Here is a 24,437-nt window from a genome sequence, read left to right as displayed (position 1 = left end):
CCAGGAGGGGGAAAGACGCAGCGTGGGCGCCGCCGCGTGTAGCGGGCGTCGCGGTTCGGCAGACGCCTCGCTGGCGGCGCCGGACCCGGCCGCGTAGGCTGGCGGCCAATTCCGTCTGCCGCCCGTTCCCATGCACGCACAGACACAGGTGCAGCGCGATCTCGAAGCCGTCGCCCGCATCGCTGCCGTTCCGAAGATTCTCGAGGTCATCACCCGGACAACGGGCTTGCGTTTCGCCGCGGTCGCGCGCGTGACCGATACCCGCTGGACCGCCTGCGCGGTGCGCGACGAGATCGCATTCGGCCTGCAGCCCGGTGGCGAGCTGGAGCTGCGGACGACGATCTGCGACGAGATCCGCCAGCATCGCCAGCCCGTCGTGTTCGGCCACGCCAGCGCGAATCCCGAGTTTGCCGAACACCAGACGCCGCGCCTGTACGGGCTTGAGAGTTACATCTCGGTGCCGATCCTGCGCGCCAGCGGTGAGTTCTTCGGCACCCTGTGTGCGATCGATCCGCTGCCTTCCAGAGTGGAGGCGCCGGAAACGCTACAGATGATGGAGCTGTTCGCCGAACTGATCGGCGCGCAGCTCGAGAGCGACGAGCGGACCGCGCTGAGCCAGGCCGCGCTGCACACCGCGCTGGATGTCGCCAAGTTGCGCGAGCGTTTCATCAACGAGGTCAGTGATGATCTGAAAGCACCGATCCAGGCGCTGGTCATGGATGCCTATCTGATCAGGACCACGCCCGGACTCGACGCGACAACGCGTGCGCGCGTCGTCGACATGGAGGCCAGCCTGTGGCGCATGGCGTCGGTGGTCGACGGGATCTTCGATTTCGCGCACGACAAGCTGGTCGCCAGCGCACCGTTGACGCGGACGCCGCCGGGGGCGCTGACAGTCGAGCTGCAGCGTGTGCTGTCGCAGGTCGTCAGTGCACATCCGCACCGTGCGCTGGCGACATCGGTCCGGATCGATGCCGAAGTCGACTGCGATCCTGCACGCCTTGGTCAACTGCTGGTGCACCTGGCGCTCAATGTGCTGCGACACGTGGGCGAGCGCGAGACCGTGTCGATCGACGTGGTGACCACCGGCGATGCCCTGGTGCTCGGCGTGCAGGCGCCAGGGCTGGCGCTGTCCGGCGACGAACTCGATACCGTCGCCGGTCCCCTGGCCTCGCGCACTGTTGCAGGCGATGGCGCGCGTGCCTGGGACTTCTTCATTCCTGGCGAGATCGCACGTGCCCATGCCGGCCGGATCGAGGTGACACCGGCGGTCGGTGGCACGCGCCTGTCGTTCGTGATGCCGCTGCAGGCCGCGTCCGACGTGGTGGCGTAGGGATTCACGGGCATTCGACGGGTGCAGCGCGAGCGTGGCAGGCCCCGCACAGGAGCACCCACCATGAGCCAGCCCGCGCAGCAACAGGACGTCCCCGGCGTCGAAACGAAACTCGATCCGCCTGCCGACCACGGTGAAGCCAGCTATCGCGGCAGCGGTCGGCTTGCAGGCAAGGTCGCGATCATCACCGGCGGTGACAGCGGCATCGGTCGCGCGGTCGCGCTCGCTTACGCGCGCGAGGGCGCCGACGTCCTGGTCAGCTATCTCAACGAAGACGAGGACGCGCGTGCAACGCAGCGCCTGGTCGAGGACGCCGGCCAACGCTGCACGCTCGTGCCCGGGGACATCGCGGATCCCGCGCATTGCCGCGCGATCGTGCAGAAGGCAGTCGACGTGTTCGGCCGCCTCGACATTCTCGTCAACAACGCCGCCTACCAGATGAGCTACGACTCGCTCGACGAGATTCCCGATGACATGTGGGACTACACCTTCCAGGTCAACGTCAGCGCGATGTTCCACCTGTGCAAGGCCGCGGTGCCGCACATGCAGCCCGGCGCGTCGATCATCAACACCAGCTCGATCAACTCCGACAAGCCCAAGGCGACGTTGCTGCCCTACGCGGCGACGAAGGGCGCGATCGCGAACTTCAGTGCGGGTCTGGCGCAGCTGCTGGCCGACAAGGGCATCCGCGTGAACTCGGTCGCGCCGGGGCCGATCTGGACGCCGCTGATTCCGTCGACGATGCCGCCGGACGAAGTGGCGTCGTTCGGCTCGCAGGTCCCGCTCAAGCGGCCTGGCCAGCCGGCCGAATGCGCACCGATCTATGTGCTGCTGGCGTCGGACGAGGCGAGCTACATGAGTGGCGGACGGTATGCAGTGACCGGTGGCGCGCCGATCCTGTGATGCAGCTGAGCCGTTCCGTAATGACGCGCGGCGCTGTGCAATTTCTTCACCCCGGCATTGCGGTGCGCGGCGCATATCGTTTCCACCCTGCAATCCAGCAGGCCGGAGACATCCACGTGGACAAGAATCGCAGCGAAGGCATCAAGAACCAGGTCAAGGGCACCGCGAAGGAAGTGGTCGGCAAGGTCACCGGCAACACCTCCAAGGAAGTGGCCGGCAAGGCGCAGAAGACCGCCGGCAAGGTCCAGAGCGCGGTCGGCAAGGCCAACGACGACGCGCGCAAGGGCCGTTGAAGCGGCGGCAGGTGTCACGGATGGGCGGCTTCGGCCGCCCTTTTCGTGTGTGCGGTCTGGAGTGCCGCTGTTGCGGGATGACCAACCACCGCTCGATACGGGCGTCACTGTTCAGATCGCGAGATACGAGCACGTCTCCCTCAGGGAGAGAGCCTGCCCCGGACCTGATCCGGGGTCGACGCGCGAAGCGCGTCGGGTGAGGGCCCGTCCCCCGCGCGAAACAATTCCGAGAAAGCGTGTGCGTCGTTAGACGTGCCTGTCCGCGCTCAAGGCGCCGTCACCCGCTCGAGCGCTTCGAGCATCGCGAACGCAGCAACACGCGAACTCCCGCACATCTCCAGCGCAGGCCGCAGCGATCCGCAGAACTCCGGCCGCTCCGGACGCCCGAACAGGCGACACCGCAGACGATCATCCAGCTGCACACACGCCACGCCGGCCGGCTTGCCATCGGGCATGCCCGGAATCGGCGAGGTGATCGAAGGCGCGATGCAGCAGGCCGCGCAGCCGTCCCGGCACTGCACGACGAATCAGCGCGCGCCGCGCACGATCGCAAGGGCCAGCAGCACCAGCCCGGCTGCATCGAGCAGCGCCAGCGGCACCGCCAGCAGCGCGAACGTCATCTGCACCTGCGTCGCCGACATCGCCGCACCCATGACGTACATCTGCAGCAGCGGCCAGCCGAGCATGGCCAGCACATTCGTGAGCAGTAGCAGCCCGAAGCCGAGCAGGCCTGCCCGGCGCGATGCGGGCGCCAGCGTGCGCCGCTGCGTGACCAGCACCAGACCGACGACCAGCGCGATCAGGATCGGCAGCCGGCCCGGCAACTGGCTGCCGATCATCAACAGGAGTTCGCGTAGGTCCATAACCGGACTCAGTCCGCGTTGACCAGCAGCGTGTTCCGCGACTGCAGGGATTCGAACACCGCTGAGGTGTCGGGCCGCAGGCCATGCCACAGCGCGAAGCTCTCTGCCGCCTGTTCGACCAGCATGCCGAGGCCGTCGATCGTGTCGCGGCAGCCGTGTGCACGCGCCCAGGCCAGGAACGGCACCGAGGCTTCGGCATAGCTCAGGTCGACCGCTGCGGTGCGTACGCCGACCAGCGAGCGCGGCAACGACAGCATCGCGCCGCCGCGTCCGGCCGAGGTCGCATTGACGATCAGTTCGAACTCACCCAGTTCGCCGAGCTGCTCGAGATAACGCGGATGCACGCGTCCGGGCTCACCGAGTGCATCGGCGAGTGCGTCCGTGCGCGATGCCGTGCGATTGACCACATAGAGTTCGCTGATGCCGGCTTCCAGCAGCGCCGGCGCGACGCCGCGTGCCGCGCCCCCCGCGCCGACCAGCAGCGTGCGACGACCACGCAGGTCGAGCCCGTGGCGTTCGGTCAGATCGCGGACGAGACCCGCGCCGTCGGTGTTGTCGCCATGCCAGGCGTCGCCTTGGCGTACCAGCGTGTTGACCGCGCCCGCGCGTGTCGCCCGCTCGCTGCGCGTCGATGCCAGTCCATGCGCGAGCTCCTTCAACGGCAGCGTCACGTTCGCCCCGATGCCCCCGGAAGCAGCAAACGCCGCCAGCGCATCGGCGAATGCTGCGGGCGCCGTATCGATGGCCGTGTAGTCGATCGCGATCCCGGTCTGCGCGCCGAACGCGGCATGTATATGGGGCGACAGTGAATGCGCGACGGGATGACCGAACACGGCAAGACGGGCAGGGGGCATGGAAAGCCTCTGGATGCGGCACGCCGGGCTGGCGTCGGCGCAGTCTAGCCGTGCGACGCGATTCCAGCGTCACGATGCGAGGCCCCGACCCGATGCTCGGCTTGCAGAAAAAATGGCAGAAACATGCCCGGTGGGTCAAAAAGTTGTATACAACGTCACATGCTGATGGGGTGGTATGGCAGGGGGCTTGCCCGCCGTCGGAAGGAAGGATGTCGATGCAGTCGGCAGTCGGACGGCATCGTCGTTTGGGTCTGGCAGGTTCCATCACTAGGGGATACATCCGCATGTCACGCATTCGAAAGGTCGGGGTGGCTTCGGCCCTGCTCGGCCTCGCCGTCGTCGCGGTCGCGAGTACCGCACTTCCGTCCCGTGTCCCGGTCATCGGGAACGCGGTCGATTCCGCCAAAGCGAGCGTCGGTTCGCTGTTCGGCGCCACGTCGTCCAATGCGTCCGTCGCGACCGCCACCGGCGGCCGTGCGGCCACGCCCGCAGCGCCGGCGGCACTGTCGTCCGGCACGCCCGAGCGCTACATCGTCGTCTTCGAAGAGCCCGCGCTCGCCGGCTACAAGGGTGAGATCAGCGGCCTCGCGGCGCCCGCCCGACGCACCGATGCGCGCGGCAAGTCGCGCCTCGACGTCAAGAGCGCGACTGCACGCAATTACGTCAACTATCTGCAGGGCCGGCAGTCCGATCTCGTCGGCGCCATGGCGTTGCGCGTCGGTCGTCCGATCGATGTCGAGTACCGCATGCAGCACGCGCTCAACGGTGTGGTGGTCGAGCTGACCACGGCCGAAGCGGCGCGCATCGAGCAGTTGCCCGATGTGCAGCTGGTCGAGGCCTATCGCGAGTACGTGCTCGACACCGACACCGGTCCCCGGCTGATCGGTTCCGAGGCCGTGTGGACCGGCACGTGGTCCGGTGCGACCGGCCAGTTCCAGGGCGAGGGCATCGTCTACGGCATTCTCGATTCGGGCATCAACTTCGGTGCGCCGTCGTTCACGGCGGTCGATCCGATCGACGGCTACCAGCACATCAATCCGCTGGGCGCCGGCAACTACCTCGGCACCTGCCAGACGGGTCAGGTCGACGCCGGTCGTTGCAACGACAAGCTGATCGGTGGCTACAACTTCGTCTGCGGCGCGCCGGGTAACCAGTGCGGCCTGCCGAACATCCGCGAAGAGCCCGGTTTCGGCGACACCAACGGCCACGGCAGCCATGTGGCCTCCACGGTCGCCGGCAATCGCCGTGACGCCCTGTTCCGTGGCAATACGCGCCGGATATCCGGTGTCGCGCCACGCGGCAACATCGTCGCCTACGACATCTGCTACACCAACACCGCGACCGGCCAAGGCCTGTGTCCGAACAACTCGGCTGTCGCGGGCGTCAACCAGGCCATCGCCGACGGCATCATCGACGTACTGAATTACTCGATCGGCGGCGGCGCGGCACCGTGGAGCGAAGCGGTGTCGCTGGCGTTTCTCAACGCCGTCGATGCGGGCATCTTCGTGGCCTCGTCGGCCGGCAACAGCGGCCCGGGCCCGAACACCATGGGTCACCTGGAGCCGTGGGTGTCGTCGACAGCCGCTGCCCAGCACGGTCGCGGTTCCTTCGCACTCGCGCTCGACGTGACCGGCCCCGGCAATGTGCCCGAGCCGCTGCGCCCGGTGCTGGTGGAAGAAGGCACCGGCGGCGTCGCGTTCAACGCCACGATTCCGGGCACCACCCCGTTGCGCGTCAGCGCCCGGATCGACGCGGCCGACGACGGCTGTGCAGCCTTCCCGGCCAACAGCTTCCAGGGCGCGATCGCTGTGGTCCGTCGCGGTACCTGCTCGTTCACCATCAAGGCCGATTTCGCCAAGGCCGCCGGTGCGGTCGCCGTGGTGATCGCCAACAACGCGGCGGGCGGCATCATCCCGTCGGTGCCGGGCGCCACCATCCCGGTCTTCGGCATGCCGCAGGCCGATGCCAACCTGCTGCGTGATTTCGTCGCCGCCAATCCGACTGCGACCGCCGGCGTGCAATACCCGCCGCTGGTGCTGCCGAATGTCGCCGATGCCCTCGGTGCCTTCAGCTCGCGTGGTCCGGCGGGTACGTTCGACCTGGTCAAGCCGGACGTCACTGCGCCCGGCGTGAGCATCCTCGCCGTCATCGCCGGCACCACGATCACCGGCTTCGAAAACGCGGTCGATCTCTACAACGGCACCTCGATGGCATCGCCGCACCAGGCGGGTGCTGCAGGCCTGATCCGCCAGGCGCGTCCGACGTGGTCGGTGCCCGAGATCAAGTCGGCCCTCGCGCTGACCGCCAAGACCGAAGTGTTCAAGGAAGACCAGGTCACGTTGGGCACGCCGTTCGACAAGGGCAGTGGCCGCATCCAGGTCGACCGGGCGATCAACGCCGGCCTCGTGATGCACGAAACCAAGGCGAACTACCTCGCGGCCGATCCGGCGCTGGGTGGTGATGTGTCGGCCCTCAACCAGCCGAGCCTCGGCAAGCGCAACTGCTACTCGAGCTGCAGCTTCGTGCGGACGTTCCGCAATCCGCACGGCAGTGCGTCGAGCTGGCGCATCCGCTTCACGGGCGTCAACGCGACGGCAGTGCCGTCGACACTGAAGGTGCCGGCCGGTGGCACGGCGTCGGTGCGCATCACCGTCAACACCCGTGCACAGGCAGCCAATGGCGTCTTCAGCTTCGGCGAAATGCGTCTGGAGTCGACCGGTCCGATCCTGGGTGTGCAGCGCGCGCCGCTGACGCTGCCGATCGCGGTCGCGATCCAGGCGCCGGTGGTCAAGCTGCCGGAATCGATCACGCTGGCACTGGCGGCCGGTCGCAGCGGCACCGCCGTTGGCTCGGTCGGCAATACGGGCGGCTCGCCGCTGACCTACACGGTGGCCAATACCGGCAGCGGTGCGCTCAAGGTCGACGAGCGTCTCCGCGGCGCGGTCAGCAACGGCTTCCGCAGCGTGCACCGCACCGACGCGGGGGCGCCGCTCGCCCAGTTCGCTGCGGACGACTTCGTGCTGCAGTCCGAGACCCGCATCACCGCGCTGTTCAATGAAGGCTTCGCGGTGGGTGGAACCTCGACGAGCACCAGTCTGGGCTGGGCGATCTATCCGGACGTCAACGGACTGCCGGCAGGTAATCCGATCACGGCACCGGGCGCGGCAGCCTGGCAGTACACCAGTGCCCTCACCGGCGCCGGTGTCAGCGTGTCGGGCACCAACTACGGTCTGAACCTGGCCGCGGCCGGTCAGAACGTGGTGCTGCCGGCGGGTCGCTATTGGCTCGTGACCTACGCACGTGGTCCTTACGCGACGAGCTGGGCGTGGTTCGCAACCGCTGAAGGCGACAGCCGCTTCATGACGCTGTCCGCCACCAATGCCACCACGGCCACCGCCTGGACGCCGAACAATTCGTTCGGTGGCCTGTCCCTGCGCATCGTGGGGGAAGTCACCTGTGGCGCGCCGTGGCTCGGTGCGGTCACGCCGGCCTCGGGCACGGTGCAGGCGGGCGCGAGCCAGGCCAACCGTCTGGCGGTCAACGCGGCCGGTCTGGGCGCGGGTCGCCATGTCGGCCACCTGTGCGTGAGCAGCAACGATCCGGCGACGCCGAAGGCAGCCGCTCCGGTGGTGCTGACGGTCAACTGATCGATCGCTTCAAGCGTCACGAGAACGCCCGGGCTTGCCCGGGCGTTTTCTTTGAAGATCTTCAACCGGGACGAGATGTCGCGCGTCGTGGGTGCGGTCGTCGCGCGCGGCGTTCGATACCGCGTGTCCGGTCATCAAGCGGGCACACACAACAGAACGCCCGGCGATGCCGGGCGTTTTTCATTCACGGGCGGCGTCGCGCGGGTGCGGCTCAGTCCTCGCGCAGCCAGCGCGCGGCATCGAGCGCGAAGTACGTCAGCACGCCGTCGGCGCCGGCCCGCTTGAAACCCAGCAGGGCTTCGAGCGCGCACTTGCGCTCGTCGAGCCAACCGTTCGCGGCGGCCGCTTTCAGCATCGCGTACTCGCCGCTGACCTGGTAGGCGAACACCGGGACGCCGAACTCGTCCTTGGCGCGGCGCACGATGTCGAGATACGGCATGCCCGGTTTGACCATGACCATGTCGGCGCCTTCGTCGAGATCCTGCGCGATCTCGCGCATCGCCTCGTCCGAATTGCCCGGGTCCATCTGGTAGGTCGACTTGTCGGCCTTGCCGAGCGCGCCGGACGAACCCACCGCATCGCGGAACGGCCCGTAGAACGCACTGGCGTACTTGGCCGCGTAGCTGAGGATGCGCGTGTGCACATGGCCGTCGGCCTCGAGCGCGTCGCGGATCGCGCCGATGCGGCCGTCCATCATGTCGCTGGGCGCGACCACGTCGGCGCCGGCGCGGGCATGCGACAGCGCCTGCTGCACGAGCGCATCCACGGTGATGTCGTTGACCACGTAGCCGCCGGCATCGGTGATGCCGTCCTGGCCGTGCGAGGTGTAGGGATCGAGCGCGACATCGGTGATGACGCCGAGTTCCGGGAAGCGCGACTTCAGCGCGCGGATCGCGCGTTGGCAGAGGCCGTTGTCGTCCCACGCCGCCACCGCGTCGAGCGACTTGGCCTCGGGCGCGGTGACCGGGAACAGCGCGAGCGCCGGAATGCGCAGTTCGCTCGCGGTCTCGGCGACGTGCAGGAGTGCTTCGATCGACAGGCGCTCGACGCCCGGCATCGACGGAATTGCGACACGGCCGTCGGCTTCATGCACGAAGACCGGATAGATCAGGTCGTCGGCGGTCAGCGTGGATTCGCGCATCAGCCGGCGCGAGAAGTCGTCGCGGCGCATCCGCCGCATGCGGGTATCGAGTCGGGTCATGGCGCGGATTCTACGCGTGCGCCCGGCGGACGGCCTGCGACGCCGGGTCGCAGCGCAAACGGGGCTGGCCCGCTGGCGCTCGGGGCGCGACGCGACGCGTCGCCGGATCAGCCGGCGTCGTGGACGCCGTCGATTTCCAGCGCCAGCTCGCGGCGGCAGATCGCCGCATGCAGCACCACACGCGGCAGGCGGTCGCCGAAACGCGCATCGAAGGCATCGGAGACGGCCTGCAGGTCGGCGGCATCGCGCACATAGATTTTCAGCCGCGAGCCGGGGCCGAACCCGGTAGGCAGCTCGGGGCGGTGCGTGCGCGCCGACGCGATCAGCGCATCGAAATTCGCGAAGGTCTCGTCGAGCTGGGCCAGCAGTTCGCCTTCGTGCTGCGAGGCGTGGCCGACGACGCTGGCCGTGCCCGAGAGCATCAGCGGAATCGCGCTGCCGGCCGGCGGCAGCATTGCGCGGGCGAAGCTCGGCGCCTGCGGGCCGTACTGGCGCGGATACTGGTACGCGCTGACCTGGCGCGGGTTCTCGACCGGAATGCCCGGCACGCGCGCGGCGAGCCAGTAGACCTGGATCGTGCGCGCGTCGTCGCAGCGGCCGATCGCCGTGGCCGCTGGCAGCTGCGAGGGATCGAACGTACCGAGACCGCGCGCGCGGCCCACGCAGAACTGGCGGTAGCGTTCGGTGTCGCCGTCGCCGTGGGTGATCGCGTCGAGGTAATTCCAGATGCGCAGCAGGTGCGGAAATTCGCTGTCGCCGATAAAGCGCGTGAGTTCGCGATACGCGTGTTCGGCGGCCAGCAGGATGCCGCTGTGGTCGCCTTCGCCGGTGTGGCCTTCGGGCTCGTCGACTTCGATCGCGCCGAACATCAGATGTCCGTCGGTCGACCAGGCGATCTCGCCATCGCGGCCCGAATGCACCGGCGCGCGGCCGCGCCAGACTTCCAGCGGCGCCGCGCCGTAGGGCTGCAGCGGCACGCGCAGCCAGCGCGGATCGTCGATGACGGGCGCGGCATCGCCGAAACCGAACACGGCCAGCACATCGGATTGTGCGAGCAGATCGGCCGGCGCGGTGTCGTCGACGTAATCGACGCGCAGACGCGGTGACGGTTGTGGGTGCATCGGTGCGGGTCGGCTCATGGATTGCCCTCGTGCAGGGTGTCGCCGCGGAACTGTTCGCGGACCTGGCGGCGACGCGCGAACCAGCCGCGCAACGCAGCGGGCGCGATCGCGATCGCGTTCACCGCATAGATCAGGCGGAACAGCCGCAGGCGGCGCAACACCGCGGGATTATCGAACACATCGCCGGCGAGCATCGAGATCACCGCCTGCTCAAGCTGCCAGTCGTTGCGCGGCGCGGCGAACAGACGCTGCATCACCGGCGTCGTGAAGCGGTGGATGAACCAGCTGAAATGACGCAGGCCACGGCGCAGACGCTTGTCCATCGCCCGCTGCAGCGCACGTTCCGTGGACGGATCGCGCAGCGCACCGTCGACGACATCGGCTGCGTGCTCGGCACTGTTCATGCCCAGATACACGCCCGACGAGAACACCGGGTCGATGAACGCATACGCGTCGCCGGCCATGACCCAGCCCGGTCCTGTCATGCGCTTGCACGCGTAGGAGTAGTTGCCGGTCGCGTGCACCGGCGCAACGCGCTCGGCATCAGCCATGCGCGTCGCCACCGACGGCGTGCCCAGCAACGTGCGCATCAGGAACGCCGCGTTGTCGAGGCCCTGGCGCTGCTTGAGGTATTCGGGGAAACACACCGCGCCGACGCTCATGACGTCGTCGCCCAACGGAATCAGCCAGTACCAGCCGTGTTCGAAACGGTCGATGGTGATGTTGCCGGCGTCGTCTCCCTCGCGGCGCTGCACACCGCGGAAGTGACTGAAGATCGCCGCCGACTGGTGCTTCGTGCTCTTGCGCTTGAGCTTGAGCTTGCTGCCCAGGAACGTGTCGCGTCCGCTGGCATCGACGAGATAGCGCATCGACACATCCAGCCGGCCACCTTCGGCATCGCGCGCGACCGCGCCCGTGGGGCGTCCGTCGGCATCGTGGACCAACGATTCGACCTTGACCCGCATGCGCGCATCGACGCCGTTGGCGCGCGCGTTGTCGAACAGCAATGCGTCGAACTCCGAGCGGCGTACCTGGAAGGCATAGCCGAACTTCGGATCGAGCGCGCGATCGAAGCGGAACACGTGGGTGGTGTCGTGCCCATCGTGCACCGGGAAATCGGCGCCGAGCTTGAGTGTGCCGATCTCGCGCACCTGCTCCAGCACGCCGAGGCGTTCGAGGATCGGCAGGTTCATCGGCAGCAGCGATTCGCCGATGTGGAAACGCGGGTGCACGTCCTTTTCCAGCAGCAGCACCTTCCAGCCGCGGCGCGCGAGCGTCGTGGCCGCGGTGGTGCCGGCCGGGCCGCCCCCGATGACCAGGACGTCGACGTCGAGCCGGGCGGACTCGGAAGTGGCAACGGCGGTCGCGATCGGGTTCATCCTGAATCTGGGGGTGGTTCGGGCGGTCGCGCATCATAACGGGAAGCCCTCACGGCGGCCCGGAGTGCTTGCACGCGCCGGTCCGATGCCGGATCGTGGCAGCCCTGCCAACCCACGGAAGTCCCGATGTCCGCCCAAACCGAAGCCGAACGCGCGCTCGCCGACCTGCTGGTCGAGAGCCTGAACCTGGAGGACGTCCAGGCGGCCGACATCGATCCCGAGGCGCCGTTGTTCAACGCTGGCCTGGGTCTGGATTCGATCGACGCGCTCGAACTCGCGCTGGCGGTCAGCAAGCGCTACGGCTTCCAGCTGCGTTCGGACAACGACGAGAACCGGCAGATCTTCGCCTCGCTGCGCGCGTTGTCTGCGCACATCGAGCAGCACCGCACCACTTGATCCTGCTGCTGCAATTGCTGCTGGGGCTGGGGTATACGGCCCTGGCGCATCTCGCCAGCCGCTGGCACCACGACGGCCTCGCGCTGGGCGCGCTGGTGTTGCTGATCGCGATGGTGGTCATCGAGCCGCTGCTGGCGCGTCGCCCGTGGGCGTTCATCGCCACGCCGCTGCTGGCCTGGGGCGCGTGGGCGCTGTACGCCGCCGGGCACGCTGCGCTGCCGCTGTTGCTGGTGCCGGTGGTGTTCGTGGTCGCGATCGCCTGGCTGTTCGCACGCACGCTGCGCGCCGGCTCGGTGCCGCTGATCACCCGCATCGTGCTGGGCATCGAAGGTGGCGATGGTCCCGAAGCACTGGGCCCGGATCTGCGCCGCTACACGCGCAATCTGACCGCCGCATGGGCGGGTGTGCTGCTGCTGATGGCCGGCGCAAACCTGCTGCTCGCGCTGATTGCCAGCCCTGCTGGGCTGCTGGAAAGCATCGGCGTGGCATCGCCGTGGCCGATCACCCAGGAGCAGTGGTCGCTGTGGGCGAACCTGCTGAACTACAGCGTGATCGGCGGTTTCTTCGTCATCGAATTCGCGTTCCGCAAGCGGCGCTTCCCGGGCCGCTACAGCGGATTCTTCGATTTCCTGCGCAAGCTGGCCGGTCTGGGCCCGATGTTCTGGCGCGATCTCCTGCGCTGACGCGGTATTCGCTGAACGCATTTCGCGCGATGCGCAGCTGTCACACGGGATATCCTATCGACTCATGGAATACCGACAGACCCGTGCCGCACCCGGGGCCGTGGCGTTCGCGGCCTTGTCCGCACGCGCGATCAACGTCCTGGAGTGCCTGTACACCCTGCTATGGACGGCGGGCTGGATCAGCGTGTCGCTGATCCGCCAGGCGGTGACGGGCCGGCGTGAGCTGGCGCTGGACATGGCGCGTACGCACTGGGCGCCGGGTCTGGTCCGTCCCGCCGGTGGATTGACTGTCGAAGGCGCGGATGCGATCGACTGGAACCGCCCGTATCTGGTGGTGGCCAACCACGAATCCCTGCTCGACATCTGCGTGCTGTTCATGGCCGTGCCGGTACCGCTGCGCTTTCTGCTGAAACAGGAAATGTGCCGCGTGCCGCTCCTGTGTACCTACGCGCGCGCCACCGGCATGCTCTTCATCAGTCGCGAAGACCGCCGCGCCGGCCCGCTGCTGCGGCGCCAGGTCGCCGGATTGCTGGACGCGGGCCATTCGCTGTGCCTGTTCCCCGAAGGCACGCGATCACGTGACGGCCGAATGGGCGAGTTCAAGTCGGGTTCGTTCCAGGCCGCGATCGATGCCGGTGTCGACGTGTTGCCGATCGCGCTGCACGGCACCGGCAAGGTGCTGCCGCCGACCGGGTTCTTCCGCACCTGCCGCGGTCCGATGCGCGCCACCGTGGGCACGCCGATCCGTGTCGAAGGCCGTGTCGGCGCCACCGGTCGCCAGGCGGTCGCGCGCGAAGCGCAGGACGCCGTGGCTGCGATGCTCGGCAGGCGCTGAGCGATGGCGTCGCATACGTTCGTCATCGATGCCACGCATCCCTGCCTGCCGGGACACTTTCCGGGTCAGCCACTGGTGCCGGGCGTGGTGATCCTCGATCGCGTGGTCGCGGCAGTCGAAGCCGCGCACGGCCCGCAGGGCGCATTGCGGCTGCCGCAGGTGAAGTTCGTGCAGCCGCTGCTGCCGGGCGAGCGGGCCGAGATCGCACTCGAGGACGCCAGCCGCGACGGCGTATCGCGGTGGCGCTTCCGGGTGGAACGCGCGAGCGTGCTGCTCGCCAGCGGCGAACTCGTCGCCGACGGTCCCGCGCTGGCATGACCAGCGCGTGGAAGGCGCGCCGCGAGGGCGGCGGGCGGCTCGCGTTGCGCACGTTGCTGGTGTTCGCATCGAACTTCGGACGCGCGCCAGCGCGCGCGTTGCTGCATCCGATCGCGCTGTATTTCATGCTCCGCCGCGGCCCCGAGCGTCGCGATTCGCGCCGGTATCTGGCGCGGATGTTCGGCCGTCCGGCGACGCTGCGCGAGGTCGCGCGGCATTTCCGCACCTTCGCCGCGACCATCCTCGACCGGCTGTTTCTGCTCAGCGAGAACACCCGCCGTTTCGACGTGCACACGCAGGGACTCGAGGTGCTGCACGGGCATCTCGACGCCGGCCAGGGCGTGCTGCTGTTCGGCTCGCACCTGGGCAGTTTCGAAGTGCTGCGCGTGCTCGCCACCCAGCGGCCCGAATACAAGATCCGCGTGGTGCTCGACCGTGCACACGGCCAGGCGATGACCGAGCTGCTGGAAGCGCTGAACCCTGCAGTCGCGGCGACGGTGATCGATGCAGGCGAGAGCGGACCCGCGGTCGCGCTGGCGATCCAGGAAGGGCTGGCGCAGGGCGCCATGGTCGCGCTGCTGGTCGATCGCAGCCAGGAAGGCGGCGCGACGATGCCGGTGCCGTTCCTCGGCGCCCCGGCGCCGTTCCCGGTCGCGCCATGGCTGCTGGCCTCCGTGCTCAAGGCGCCGGTGATGCTGGCCTTCGGCCTGTACCGTGGCGGCAATCGCTATGACCTGCTGTTCGAATCCTTCAGCGATGGCATCGACCTGCCGCGCCGCGAACGGCAGGCCGGTGTGACCGCGCTCATCCACCGTTACGCCGCGCGGCTGGAACATCACGCGCGCAGTGCCCCCTACAACTGGTTCAATTTCTATGACTTCTGGACAGGCGCCGATGACAAGCGCGACGACCTTTCGCCCGCGGCCGGCAATCCGCCTGCTGCTGGCGATGCTGCTCGCAGTGCCGACATGGGCCGCAGCGCAGACCGCTGAGACGCCGCGCGCGAACCAGTCACGCGACCGCGTGCCCGCACCGGTCACCGCGACCGGTCGCAGTGTCGATGCCGACTGGATCCTGCAGCGCCTGACCCAGCACGGCGCGAGCGCCACGCCGTTCGTCGAGCTGCGTGTCTCCTCGATGCTCAAGCGGCCGCTGCTGCTGTCGGGCGAATACCGCCGCCCCGACACCGACACGCTGGTACGCGAAGTGCGCGCCCCCTACGTCGAGACCACGACGATCCGTGGCGGTGAAGCGACGATCGCCCGCGAGGGCCGCAACCCGCGCACATTCTCGCTGTCGCGCGTGCCCGAACTCGCCGCGCTGCAGGGCAGCTTCGGCGCGCTGCTCGCCGGTGACCGCAAGGCGCTGGAAACGGTCTACGCGCTCGAAGCCGACGGTGTGCCGGCCGACTGGACCTTGACCCTGACGCCGCGCGATCCACGCGTCGCCGCCCGGGTCACCGGCATCGTGCTGCGCGGTCGTGATGCGGAACTGCGCTGCATCGAGACGCGACCGAAGCAGGGCGATGCGCAGCCGACCTTGCTCGGCAGCGCCGCCACCGCCGCGGCCAACGTGGATTCGCTCGAAGCCGCGCGGCGGCTGTGCCACGACGTTCCGCGTTGAGCGGGCGCCGCGGATTCCGCGACACGCTGCTGCAGCGTCCTGGGCTGCGGCTGACGCTGGCCGTCGCGTGGCTGCTGGCGCTGCTCGCGCTGGGCTGGATGGCATCGGCGAAACTGGAATTCAGCGGCGACTTGCGCCGCTTCCTGCCGGACGCGCGCACGCCCGAGCAGCGCCTGCTGATGGAGGAACTTGGCGACGGGCCCGGTTCGCGTCTGCTGATGCTGGCGATCTCCGGCGACACACCCGAAGGACTCGCCGAACGTTCGCGCGAGCTGCATGACGCACTGGCCGGCGATCCGCGCTACACGTTGGTCACCAACGGCGGCGAAGCCGGACTCGATGCGTTTCCGCAGGATCTGCTGCCCTACCGCTATCTGCTGACATCGTCCTTCGACGCCGCGCCGCTCGATGCCGACACGCTTCGCGATGCGCTCGACGCGCGTCTGCAGGATCTCGGCTCGCCCGCCGCCGGCATGGTGGAACCGCTGATTCCGTCCGACCCCACGCTGGAAGTGCTCGCGCTCGCTGAAGCCTGGCAGCCCGCGGGCGCGCCGCAGCGACTGCATGACGTGTGGTTCGACCAGGCGGGCACGCAGGCGCTGCTGCTGGTGGAAACGCGCGCGGCGGGTTTCGATCCGACCGGCCAGCTCGATGCCGTCGGCACGATCCGCGACACCTTCGCGCAGCAGGTGGGCGAGGGCGATGCGACGCTCGAAGTCGTCGGCCCGGGCGCGTTCTCGGTCGATATCGGCGGTCGCACGCAGGGCGAAGCGCAACGCATCGGCATGGTCGACACCATCGGCCTGATCCTGCTGCTGCTCGTCGCCTACCGCAGCTGGAAGATGCCGCTGCTGGGCGTGCTGCCCCTCGCGAGTGCGGGTATCGCGGGACTCACTGCCGTGGCGCTGCTGTTTCCGGGCGGCGTGCACGGCATCACCATCGCGTTCGGCTTCACCTTGATCGGCGTGGTGCAGGACTATCCGATCCACTTCTTCAGTCACCAGCGCGCCGGCCTGTCGCCGTGGAAGAACGTGCGCGGACTGTGGCCGGCGTTGTCGACCGGCGTCGTCGCGACCTGTATCGCCTACGCGACGTTCCTGTTCTCGGGCGTCGACGGCCTGCGCCAGCTCGCGGTGTTCACGATCGCAGCCCTCGGTGTCGCCGCGCTGACCACCCGCTATCTGCTGCCGGGTCTGGTCGATCCGTCGCCACCGGATCTCGCCGAATCGCCGCGTCTGCAGCGCCTGTGGCACCGGATCGAATCGCTGCCGCGACCGAAGTGGTCGCTGGCCGTGCTGGCGCTCGCCGCCGTTGCCGCGATCAGTTTCAGTCCCGGCGCGTTCTGGCAGAACGATCTGTCGAAGCTGACCCCGGTCGATCCCGATTCGATGCAGCGCGATACCGAACTGCGTGCCGAACTCGGGGCGCCCGACGTGCGCTACGTGCTGGTCGCGCAGTCGGCCGACAGCGATGCAGCGCTCGGTGCGACCGCCGCGCTGCAGCCCGCGCTCGATGCGCTGGTCGCCGACGGTCACCTCGACGGTTACGACATGGCCGCGCGGTATCTGCCCGGCGCCGACACGCAACGCGCGCGCCAGGCCGCGCTGCCCGACAGCACCGCGCTGCGCGCGATGCTCGCCGACGCGTTGACGGACTCCGCGTTCAACGACGACGCGTTCGAACCGTTCGTCGAAGACGTCGCGCGCGCCAAGGCTGCCCAGCCGTTGACGCGTGCCGATCTCGAAGGCTCGCCGCTGGCGACCGCGGTGTCCGGCCTGCTGCTCGAAAGCGAAGGCCGATCGACCGCACTGGTGTCGCTCAGCGGCCTCGACGATCCGGCCGACGTCATCGCGCTCGCGTCGCAGGCGGGTGCGCCCGGCGTCGACGTGCGCCTGCTCGACATGAAGGATGCGTCCGAATCGCTGGTCATCGAATACCGCGGTCGCGTGCTCGCGGCGATGGCGGTCGCGCTGGTGCTGCTCATCGGCACCGTGTGGATCGCGCTGCGCAGTCCGCGCCGGGTCTGGCGCGTGCTGCTGCCGACGCTGCTGACCTTGCTGGTCGTCGTTGCGGTGCTGCGACTGGCGGGCGTCGAACTGACGCTGTTCCATCTCGTCGCGCTGATCCTCGCCGCCGGTCTCGGACTCGATTACGCGCTGTTCTTCGAACACGCCGGCGACGACCGCCAGGATCAGATCCGCACGCTGCACGCGATCCTCGTCTGCAGCCTGATGACGCTGCTGGTCTTCAGCCTGCTCGCGCTGTCGTCGATTCCGGTGCTGCGCGCGATCGGCAGCACGGTCGCGCTCGGCGTGGTCTTCAATTTCGTACTGTCGCTGCTGGTCGCGCGCCAACGCGCAGCGATCGACGCGGCACGCACCGAACCGGAGCCGGTGGCATGAACCACGTCGATCGCGACACCATCCTGTCGTTGATTCCGCACCAGGGCGCGATGTGCCTGTGGGATGCGGTCACGGCTTGGGACGACGCCAGCGTGACCCTGCGCAGCGCCAGCCATCGCGATCCGGCCAACCCGTTGCGCAGCGACGAGCAGCTGCGCGCGTTGCATCTGTGCGAATACGGCGCGCAGGCGATGGCGGTGCACGGCGGTCTGCGTGCACGCGAGAGCGGCTCGTCGGTACGCCCTGGCATGCTGGTCGCATTGCGCGGGGTGCAATTGCATGCAGCGCGCATCGACGATCTCGCCGGTGATCTCGAATGCATCGCCGAGGTGCTGGTCGAGGCCGGCGACAGCCAGCAGTACGCGTTCCGCATCCAGTGCGATGGCGTCCTGCTCGCCGAAGGGCGCGCGGCCGTGATGCTCGGGCCGGCGCGGGACGCTGCGTGAGCTGAGGCTTCCCGTTGTCTGTGGACAGGCGGCGAAATCATCGATCCGCATCCAGGGTGACCGTCTCGCGTCGCCCGCTACAATCGCCGCATGACCAATTCCGCATCCACCACACCCGTGCGCCGCGCGCTCGTCACCGGCGGCAGCGGCGACATCGGCGGCGCGATCTGCCGTCGTCTCGCGGCCGACGGTTTGCATGTGATCGTCCATGCCAACGGCAATCTGGCGCGTGCAGAAGCCGTCGTCTCCGAGATCGTCGCCGCAGGCGGCAGCGCCGAGGCGATCGCGTTCGATGTCGCCGACGGTGCGGTCACGCGACGCGCGCTCGACGGGCTGCTCGAAGCGGGGCCGATCCAGGTGATCGTCAACAACGCCGGCATCCACGACGACGCGCCAATGGCCGGCATGTCGGAGGCGCAGTGGAAGCGCGTCATCGACGTGTCGCTGCACGGCTTCTTCCACGTCACCCAGCCGCTGCTGCTGCCGATGGCGCGCAAGCGCTGGGGCCGCATCGTCAGCGTGTCGTCCGTCGCAGCGGTGACCGGCAATCGCGGGCAGACCAATTACGCGGCGGCGAAGGCCGCGTTGCACGGCGCATCGAAATCGCTGGCCCGCGAGATGGCGAGCCGCGGCATCAGCGTCAACGTGGTCGCGCCCGGGGTGATCGCCGGCAGCATGGCCGACGACGCGTTCCCCGACGAGATGATCAAGCAGATCGTCCCGGCCGCGCGCGCAGGCACGCCGGATGAGGTCGCGTCGCTGGTCGCGTTCCTGTGTTCGGAGCCGGCGGGCTACATCAATGGCCAGGTCATCGGCATCAATGGCGGCATGGGCTGATCGCGGCAGACTTGCGGAAAGCCGCCCTTCAGCGCCATGAATCCGGATTCACGCCCGCAGTCGCATGATCCCTGCACCCGCCACGAGGACTGCCCGATGCGCGTTTCCCGCCTGCTTCCGTTGTTGCTCGGCGTCAGCCTGCTGGCCGGCTGCGCGAGTTCCCATGTCCTGACCGGTACGCCGCGCGCGCCGATCGATCCGGCGCAGGTGCGCATCTACCACGGACCGCCGCCGGGCCAGTACGAGGAGATCGCGATCCTCAACACCAGCAGCGGTGCGCTGACCTACGGCGAGCAGAACAAGGTCGACTCGGTGCTGCAGAAGCTGCGCAACGAGGCCGCCAAGCTCGGTGCCAACGGCGTGCTGTTCCAGGGCACTGCGGACGGCTATCGCAATGGCGGCGTCAGTGTCGGCGGTGGCGTGGGACGCGGCGGCGGCCGCTCGTTCTCGTCGGCCGGCGTGGGTGTCGATATCAGCCCGCAGCAGAAGTACGCCAGCGGCGTTGCGATCTGGGTGGCGAATCCGCCGCCGCTGGACGCACCGCAGACGCCGCCGGTGCTGCCGACGTCGCCTGCGAACTAGACGGTACCCGTGCGCCCTCGTCTGGGGCGCACGTAGATCGGCCTGCACACACCGCTGCCGCGATCCCCGGGTCGCGGCAGCGGCGTTTGAGCAGGCGCAACGGTCGTTTGTCGACGTCGCCGCGTCCGTGCGCCGTCGAGCGCGCGGCACGGATCCCGACGATCAGGCTGCGTCGGCGTACCAAGTGTCCGACAGCGACGCGAGCTTGTGCGGATCGGCGTTCGCCAGCAATGCATCGAGGCCCGCATCGTCGATGTCAGGGTGCGCCGTACGCGCGTGCTGCAGGATCTCCATGCCCAGCCACTGCATCCGCGCGACGTTGTCGCCGATCCGTGCAACCAGCGCATCGTCATCGAGGACATCGTTGAGCGCACCGTTCATCTCGCGGAACCAGTCGATCCGCGACTGGTCGAGCATCCGCGCACCCGGAACGCCAGCGTCCCGGTTACGGCGTCCCCAGTCACCCAGCAACGTCTGCATGCCCAGGTTCAACGCGCTCGCGCAGGTGAACATCGGCCGCAGGCGGCCCAGCACCGACATGCTGGTCAGGCGATCGGCGAAGAACAGCGGTGCCAGCAGCGCCCAGTAATAAGTGTAGTCCCAGATCACCTTGACCGGCATGACCTGCTCGTCGCCGAACAGCGGGTACTGGTCCTGGTAGAGCGTGAGTGTGTTCTCGTAGAACGAGGCATACAGCTGCTGGTACAGCGCGACATACGGCCGGAAATCGGTGCCCGCCCTGTCCTTGTCGATGAGGTCGCAGATGTAGGTGTTGGAAATCGCGATGAAGTCGGTGCCCGGCGAATAGAACGGGTCGAGGAACAGCCCGGCTTCGCCGGTGAGCGCCCAGCGCTCGCGCGAGAACACCTGCTTGCAGCCGTAGGAAAAGTGCCGCAGGAACAGGAAGTCCTGCAGCCCGTGTTCGCTGCGCTCGAGTGTGGCGGCGACCTGCGGCTGGTGCATGCGCAGCCAGTCCATCGCCTTTGCATGGGTGTTCATCGTTTCGAGCGGATGCATCTTCGCGTCGCAGACGATGCCCAGCGAGTGCGCACCCGACGCCAGCGGAATCAGCCAGAACCAGTAGCCCGGCCCGCACATGTGATTGGTCGAGCGCCAGCGGTCCGGTGGATCGCAGCGCTGCAGCCAAGTGGCGTCCTGCGACCAGGCGTTGGGATCAACGACGCCGTCCACGCGCCACCACACGGCATTGGCGTCATGATCGTTGGGCTGCGCGAGATCGAGCTTGCGCTTGAGCAGGCCCGCGCGTCCGCTGGCGTCGATGAGCCAGCGGCTGCGCAGCGTCTGCGTCGCGCCGTCCCGCTCGAACGCGACGACATGATCGTCGGCGCCGTCACCGGCCATCGTCAGCTCGCGCACCACCGCGGCATCCTCGAACTGCACGCCCAGTTCGCGCGCCCGCTCGCCGAGGAAGTTCTCGAAACGGCCGCGGTCGATCTGCCACGACGGTGTCGGCAACAGTTCGCTGACGCCCAGTTCGGTGCACTGGTCGATATCGGTGCGCCGATCGGAGAAAAAGAAGCGGAACCCGAACTTGCGGATCTGTTCGGTCTCCAGATGCGCTTCGAGCCCCAGGACTTTCGCCAGATAGTGGGCGCCGATCTCGACCGTGGACTCGCCGACCTTGTGCGCGGCCTCGCGCACGGGGTGCGCGCGGCGTTCGATGACCGTGACCGCGCAGGTGGGGTCGCGCTGCCGCAATTGCAGGGCCAGGGTGAGCCCGGCGAGTCCGCCGCCGAGGATCGCGACATCGGTGTGGGGCATGTTCGACATCATCGGGCGCCCTGCATGGGTTCGGAGGCGAGCAGCGCTTCGGGTGCGGCGTCAGGATCGAAAATCACCGGCGGATTCGCGCGCGTGGCGCGCCAGGTGCGCAGCAGATCGCCGCGCGTCAACACCTGCCGCAGCACGTGCAGGGTGATGAGTTTCAGGTCGCGGTACAGGCGGAAATGGCTCTTGCGGAACTGCTCGTCGGAATCGGCGCAGTGGTAGCGCGTCTCCACCGGCACCGACACCACGCCGCAGCCGAGCCGGCGTGCAGCGCTGATCAGGATCTGCGCCTCGAACACGAAGCCTTCGCCGGGCACGCCGTCGAGCGCGAGTACGGATGCCGGGTACAGGCGCTGGCCACTCTGTGTGTCGACCATGCGGTAGCCGCATCCCCAGGCGATCCCCCAGTCGCCGAAATCGTTGCCGATCCGCCGGTACCAGGGCTGGGTGCCGCGCTTCTTCAGGCGTGCGCCGTTGACGATGCAATTCGGGTGCCGGTTCGCGGCTTCGATCATCCGCGGAATGTCGCTCGCGCGGTGCTGGCCATCGCCATCCATCGTGACCACCGCGGCGAAGCCGCGTCGTCGTGCTTCGGCGAACCCATCGCGCAGCGCCTGGCCCTTGCCGGTGCGCTGCGGATGACGCAGCAGGGTCACCGGCAATGCGGCGACGATGTCGGGCGTCGCATCGTCGGAGCCGTCGTCGACCACGATCACGTGTTCGCAATAGGCCAGGGCTTCGCTGACGACCTCGTCGATGCGCAGCGCTTCGTTGAGCGCCGGAATCACGACCGCGACATTGCCGCGATGCAGGTGCGCGTGCTCAGCCATCGGCCTGCTCCGCGTGTGCAATGTCCAGCGACAGCGAACGATGCGGGCCGGCGCGCACGATCGCGCGCGTGCCGCCGGTAGCGAGCGCGTCGAACAGCGGCAACATCTGCGCCATCGCGTTGTGTTCGGCGTGCGCGCCGAGCGGGCCGGGGGTGTCGAGATCGGCGCCATCGCGCAGCGTCGCGCTGACCCGCGGACCGTCGCCTTCGCGCGTCAGCACCAGCGCAGCGCCGAGCAGGCCCTCGCTGCGCGTCACCGTGCCGAGCAGGCCGGCGGACGCGGTGTCGTAGGCGACCAGCAGCACGGCCGGCGTGCCGGTGGCGAGCTGCATCATCGCTTCCAGCAGGCCCTGGGCGAACGTGGCGTCGTGGGCGCTGAGCGCGGTCGTCGCCTCGGTGCAGTGCGCGCCGATGGTCCAGTAGCCCGCGGCGGCGTTGTGCACGGAATTGTGGAACTTCGTCGGCGAGATCGCGGTGGGATCGGTCGCCAGCGTGTCGCACATGTAATCGGTGATGCCCAGATCGCCGTGTGTCGATGCGAACACCGACGGCAGCGTTTCCGGTGCGATGCCGGCATCGCGGCATGCGGCCATCGCGACTTCGAGCGCGACCGCGACCGAGCCCGGTGCTCGCCGGCGTTCGTTCGGCGCCAGCAGTTGCGGCGATGGGCGCGTGGGCGCGGATTCGGATCGGGTGCCTTCGCGTGCGAACGCGCGTGCGGCGTCCCAGTCCGGCAGGCCGTCGGTCCAGAAGCCGACGCCGGCGATCGTCGCGGTCAGCGCGCTCGAGATGCTCATGCCGCCACCTTGCCGAACACCAGCGCGCAGTTGTTGCCGCCGAAGCCGAAGGAATTGTTCATCGCGTAGCGGATGTCGGCCTGCGCATTGTCGAAGCGGATCTGCGGGCCGCACGCGGGATCGCGCACCGTGCTGTCGAGAATGCCCGGCAGCAGGCCGTTCTCCAATGCGAGCAGGGCGAACACCGATTCGACGATGCCGGCCGCGCCCAGCGTGTGGCCGGTCCAGCCCTTGGTCGAACTGGCGTGCAGCGTCGCCGGGAAGAGCGCATCCACGGCGCGCGCTTCGACCGAATCGTTGGCCGGCGTCGAGGTGCCGTGCAGGTTCAGATAGCCGACGTCTGCCGGTTCGATGCCGGCGCGATCGAGCGCGCCGCGCATCGCGAGCGTCGCGCCGAGACCCTCGGGATGCGGCGCGGACATGTGGTGCGCATCGCTGGACTCGCCGTAGCCGCGCAACTGCAGTCCGACATCGCCGCTGCCCGCACGTTCGAGCAGCGCGAATCCGCCGGCTTCGCCCAGCGACAGGCCATCGCGCGTGGCGTCGAACGGGCGGCAGCGCTCGGCCGATACCAGGCCCAGTGCGTTGAAGCCGAACAGCACGCTGCCGCACAGCGTGTCGACGCCGCCGACCAGGGCCGCATCGACGAGGCCGGCCTCGATCATGCGCGCCGCCTGCGCGAATACTTTCGCGCTCGACGAGCAGGCGGTGGCGACGGTGATGCAGGGGCCGCGCAGTCCGGTCGCGTGCTGCAGGAAATCACCGAGCGAATGCGGGGTGTGCACGATCGGACGGGCCAGATCGTCGGGGAAATGGCGCACGCCATCGGCATCGACGTCCGCGCGTGCATAGGCTTCCTCGCTCGCGCCGATGCTCGATGTCGACGTGCCGACGACCAGCGCGATGCGATCCGCGCCGTAAGTCGCGACCAGTGTCTCGAGCGCACCGAGCACGCCGTCCTGCTGCAGGGCCATCCAGGCAAGCCGGTTGTTGCGGCATTCCCAGCGCGACAGCGCGGACGGCAACGGCGCGTCCTCCACACCTTCGACACGGCCGATCCAGGTCGGCAGCGGGGTGGGGCCGAAATCGTTCCGGCGCAGACCGCCGCGTCGTTCACGCAGCGCCGCGGCCTGTGCAGCGGTGCCACGTCCGAGCGCGGTGGTCGCGGTAAACGCGCGGATGGCGAGTGCCGGCATCGGCGACGGGGACAGCGGTTCAGGCACGCAGCGAATCCGGGAAACAATCAGGCGGCCGAGTATAGCGAGGGCACCGTGAGGTTAGACTCCCGGGTCAACCCCAGTTCCAGA

At 68.6% G+C, this 24,437-nt stretch carries 24 protein-coding genes; 14 read left to right on the top strand and 10 right to left on the bottom strand.

Features of this window, described 5'->3' with window-relative positions; translation table 11 throughout:
- Window positions 1–130: 130 nt before the first annotated feature.
- The 3 genes from ACZ9YD_RS10585 to ACZ9YD_RS10575 all read left to right on the top strand — a co-directional run bounded on the left by ACZ9YD_RS10585 (window position 131) and on the right by ACZ9YD_RS10575 (window position 2,529).
- Entirely contained in the window at window positions 131–1,333 is a 1,203-nt protein-coding gene (locus ACZ9YD_RS10585; RefSeq protein WP_465075172.1) for a GAF domain-containing sensor histidine kinase, read from the top strand.
- Between the two features lie 63 nt (window positions 1,334–1,396).
- A complete protein-coding gene (locus tag ACZ9YD_RS10580) occupies window positions 1,397–2,236 on the top strand; it encodes an SDR family oxidoreductase (RefSeq protein WP_465075171.1) in 840 nt (279 codons plus the stop codon).
- 116 nt (window positions 2,237–2,352) lie between these two features.
- A complete protein-coding gene (locus ACZ9YD_RS10575) occupies window positions 2,353–2,529 on the top strand; it encodes a CsbD family protein (RefSeq protein WP_232133980.1) in 177 nt (58 codons plus the stop codon).
- 266 nt (window positions 2,530–2,795) lie between these two features.
- Here the strand turns inward: ACZ9YD_RS10575 and ACZ9YD_RS10570 are convergent, their stop codons facing one another.
- The 3 genes from ACZ9YD_RS10570 to aroE are packed head-to-tail and all read right to left on the bottom strand — an operon-like array spanning window position 2,796 to window position 4,246.
- Entirely contained in the window at window positions 2,796–3,050 is a 255-nt protein-coding gene (locus ACZ9YD_RS10570; RefSeq protein ID WP_465075170.1) for a YkgJ family cysteine cluster protein, read from the bottom strand.
- A 6-nt stretch (window positions 3,051–3,056) separates the two neighbouring features.
- Window positions 3,057–3,392, bottom strand: a complete 336-nt coding sequence (locus ACZ9YD_RS10565) for a hypothetical protein (protein ID WP_465075169.1) — start codon at window positions 3,390–3,392, stop codon at window positions 3,057–3,059.
- 8 nt (window positions 3,393–3,400) lie between these two features.
- Window positions 3,401–4,246, bottom strand: coding sequence for a shikimate dehydrogenase (gene aroE / locus ACZ9YD_RS10560; RefSeq protein ID WP_465075168.1), 846 nt, complete (start codon window positions 4,244–4,246; stop codon window positions 3,401–3,403).
- A gap of 284 nt (window positions 4,247–4,530) precedes the next feature.
- Here aroE and ACZ9YD_RS10555 point away from each other — a divergent pair, with 284 nt between their 5' ends.
- Window positions 4,531–7,893: a S8 family serine peptidase gene (locus ACZ9YD_RS10555; RefSeq protein ID WP_465075167.1), complete on the top strand. Its 3,363-nt coding sequence runs from the start codon at window positions 4,531–4,533 to the stop codon at window positions 7,891–7,893.
- 211 nt (window positions 7,894–8,104) lie between these two features.
- On the opposite strand, the gene hemB is transcribed toward ACZ9YD_RS10555, so the two are convergent.
- From hemB to ACZ9YD_RS10540, 3 genes are all read right to left on the bottom strand, one after another.
- Window positions 8,105–9,094, bottom strand: coding sequence for a porphobilinogen synthase (gene hemB / locus ACZ9YD_RS10550; RefSeq protein WP_465075166.1), 990 nt, complete (start codon window positions 9,092–9,094; stop codon window positions 8,105–8,107).
- A gap of 107 nt (window positions 9,095–9,201) precedes the next feature.
- Window positions 9,202–10,233 (bottom strand): chorismate transformation FkbO/Hyg5 family protein, encoded by a 1,032-nt coding sequence (locus tag ACZ9YD_RS10545; RefSeq protein WP_465075165.1) that lies wholly within the window; start codon window positions 10,231–10,233, stop codon window positions 9,202–9,204.
- A complete protein-coding gene (locus ACZ9YD_RS10540; protein WP_465075164.1) occupies window positions 10,230–11,594 on the bottom strand; it encodes an NAD(P)/FAD-dependent oxidoreductase in 1,365 nt (454 codons plus the stop codon). Before ACZ9YD_RS10540 ends, ACZ9YD_RS10545 begins: the two co-directional genes overlap by 4 nt.
- Before the next feature lie 126 nt (window positions 11,595–11,720).
- Here ACZ9YD_RS10540 and ACZ9YD_RS10535 point away from each other — a divergent pair, with 126 nt between their 5' ends.
- The 10 genes from ACZ9YD_RS10535 (at window position 11,721) to ACZ9YD_RS10490 (ending at window position 19,716) form a co-directional block, all read left to right on the top strand.
- Complete coding sequence (locus tag ACZ9YD_RS10535) at window positions 11,721–11,990, top strand: phosphopantetheine-binding protein (RefSeq protein ID WP_159680767.1); 270 nt, start codon at window positions 11,721–11,723, stop codon at window positions 11,988–11,990.
- Window positions 11,987–12,673 carry a COG4648 family protein gene (locus ACZ9YD_RS10530; protein WP_465075163.1) on the top strand — a complete coding sequence of 229 codons (687 nt, stop codon included), beginning with the start codon at window positions 11,987–11,989 and terminating at the stop codon, window positions 12,671–12,673. The genes ACZ9YD_RS10535 and ACZ9YD_RS10530 overlap by 4 nt, the downstream gene beginning before the upstream one ends.
- Window positions 12,674–12,737: 64 nt before the next feature.
- Window positions 12,738–13,508 carry a lysophospholipid acyltransferase family protein gene (locus tag ACZ9YD_RS10525; protein WP_465075162.1) on the top strand — a complete coding sequence of 257 codons (771 nt, stop codon included), beginning with the start codon at window positions 12,738–12,740 and terminating at the stop codon, window positions 13,506–13,508.
- Between the two features lie 3 nt (window positions 13,509–13,511).
- Window positions 13,512–13,826 carry an ApeI family dehydratase gene (locus ACZ9YD_RS10520; protein ID WP_465075161.1) on the top strand — a complete coding sequence of 105 codons (315 nt, stop codon included), beginning with the start codon at window positions 13,512–13,514 and terminating at the stop codon, window positions 13,824–13,826.
- A complete protein-coding gene (locus tag ACZ9YD_RS10515) occupies window positions 13,823–14,818 on the top strand; it encodes an LpxL/LpxP family acyltransferase (protein ID WP_465075160.1) in 996 nt (331 codons plus the stop codon). The genes ACZ9YD_RS10520 and ACZ9YD_RS10515 overlap by 4 nt, the downstream gene beginning before the upstream one ends.
- Window positions 14,721–15,449: a LolA-related protein gene (locus ACZ9YD_RS10510; protein WP_465075159.1), complete on the top strand. Its 729-nt coding sequence runs from the start codon at window positions 14,721–14,723 to the stop codon at window positions 15,447–15,449. Before ACZ9YD_RS10515 ends, ACZ9YD_RS10510 begins: the two co-directional genes overlap by 98 nt.
- Before the next feature lie 98 nt (window positions 15,450–15,547).
- Complete coding sequence (locus ACZ9YD_RS10505) at window positions 15,548–17,851, top strand: MMPL family transporter (protein WP_465075532.1); 2,304 nt, start codon at window positions 15,548–15,550, stop codon at window positions 17,849–17,851.
- Complete coding sequence (locus tag ACZ9YD_RS10500) at window positions 17,848–18,297, top strand: hotdog family protein (RefSeq protein WP_465075158.1); 450 nt, start codon at window positions 17,848–17,850, stop codon at window positions 18,295–18,297. Before ACZ9YD_RS10505 ends, ACZ9YD_RS10500 begins: the two co-directional genes overlap by 4 nt.
- 90 nt (window positions 18,298–18,387) lie before the next feature.
- Window positions 18,388–19,134, top strand: coding sequence for a 3-oxoacyl-ACP reductase FabG (gene fabG / locus ACZ9YD_RS10495; protein WP_465075157.1), 747 nt, complete (start codon window positions 18,388–18,390; stop codon window positions 19,132–19,134).
- Between the two features lie 96 nt (window positions 19,135–19,230).
- Window positions 19,231–19,716, top strand: a complete 486-nt coding sequence (locus ACZ9YD_RS10490) for a hypothetical protein (RefSeq protein WP_465075156.1) — start codon at window positions 19,231–19,233, stop codon at window positions 19,714–19,716.
- Between the two features lie 162 nt (window positions 19,717–19,878).
- On the opposite strand, the gene ACZ9YD_RS10485 is transcribed toward ACZ9YD_RS10490, so the two are convergent.
- The 4 genes from ACZ9YD_RS10485 to ACZ9YD_RS10470 are packed head-to-tail and all read right to left on the bottom strand — an operon-like array spanning window position 19,879 to window position 24,326.
- On the bottom strand, window positions 19,879–21,507 hold the full coding sequence (locus ACZ9YD_RS10485; RefSeq protein WP_465075155.1) for an NAD(P)/FAD-dependent oxidoreductase: 1,629 nt from the start codon (window positions 21,505–21,507) through the stop codon (window positions 19,879–19,881).
- Window positions 21,507–22,334 (bottom strand): glycosyltransferase family 2 protein, encoded by an 828-nt coding sequence (locus ACZ9YD_RS10480; RefSeq protein ID WP_465075154.1) that lies wholly within the window; start codon window positions 22,332–22,334, stop codon window positions 21,507–21,509. Before ACZ9YD_RS10480 ends, ACZ9YD_RS10485 begins: the two co-directional genes overlap by 1 nt.
- Window positions 22,327–23,130 carry a beta-ketoacyl synthase chain length factor gene (locus tag ACZ9YD_RS10475; RefSeq protein ID WP_465075153.1) on the bottom strand — a complete coding sequence of 268 codons (804 nt, stop codon included), beginning with the start codon at window positions 23,128–23,130 and terminating at the stop codon, window positions 22,327–22,329. The genes ACZ9YD_RS10480 and ACZ9YD_RS10475 overlap by 8 nt, the downstream gene beginning before the upstream one ends.
- Window positions 23,127–24,326, bottom strand: a complete 1,200-nt coding sequence (locus ACZ9YD_RS10470) for a beta-ketoacyl-[acyl-carrier-protein] synthase family protein (protein ID WP_465075531.1) — start codon at window positions 24,324–24,326, stop codon at window positions 23,127–23,129. Before ACZ9YD_RS10470 ends, ACZ9YD_RS10475 begins: the two co-directional genes overlap by 4 nt.
- Between the last annotated feature and the right edge of the window lie 111 nt (window positions 24,327–24,437).

It is taken from the genome of Luteimonas sp. AC640a, assembly GCF_979256585.1.
The sequence above is the reverse complement of the archived record's forward strand: the minus strand, read 5'-3'. Positions and strand labels throughout refer to the sequence as shown.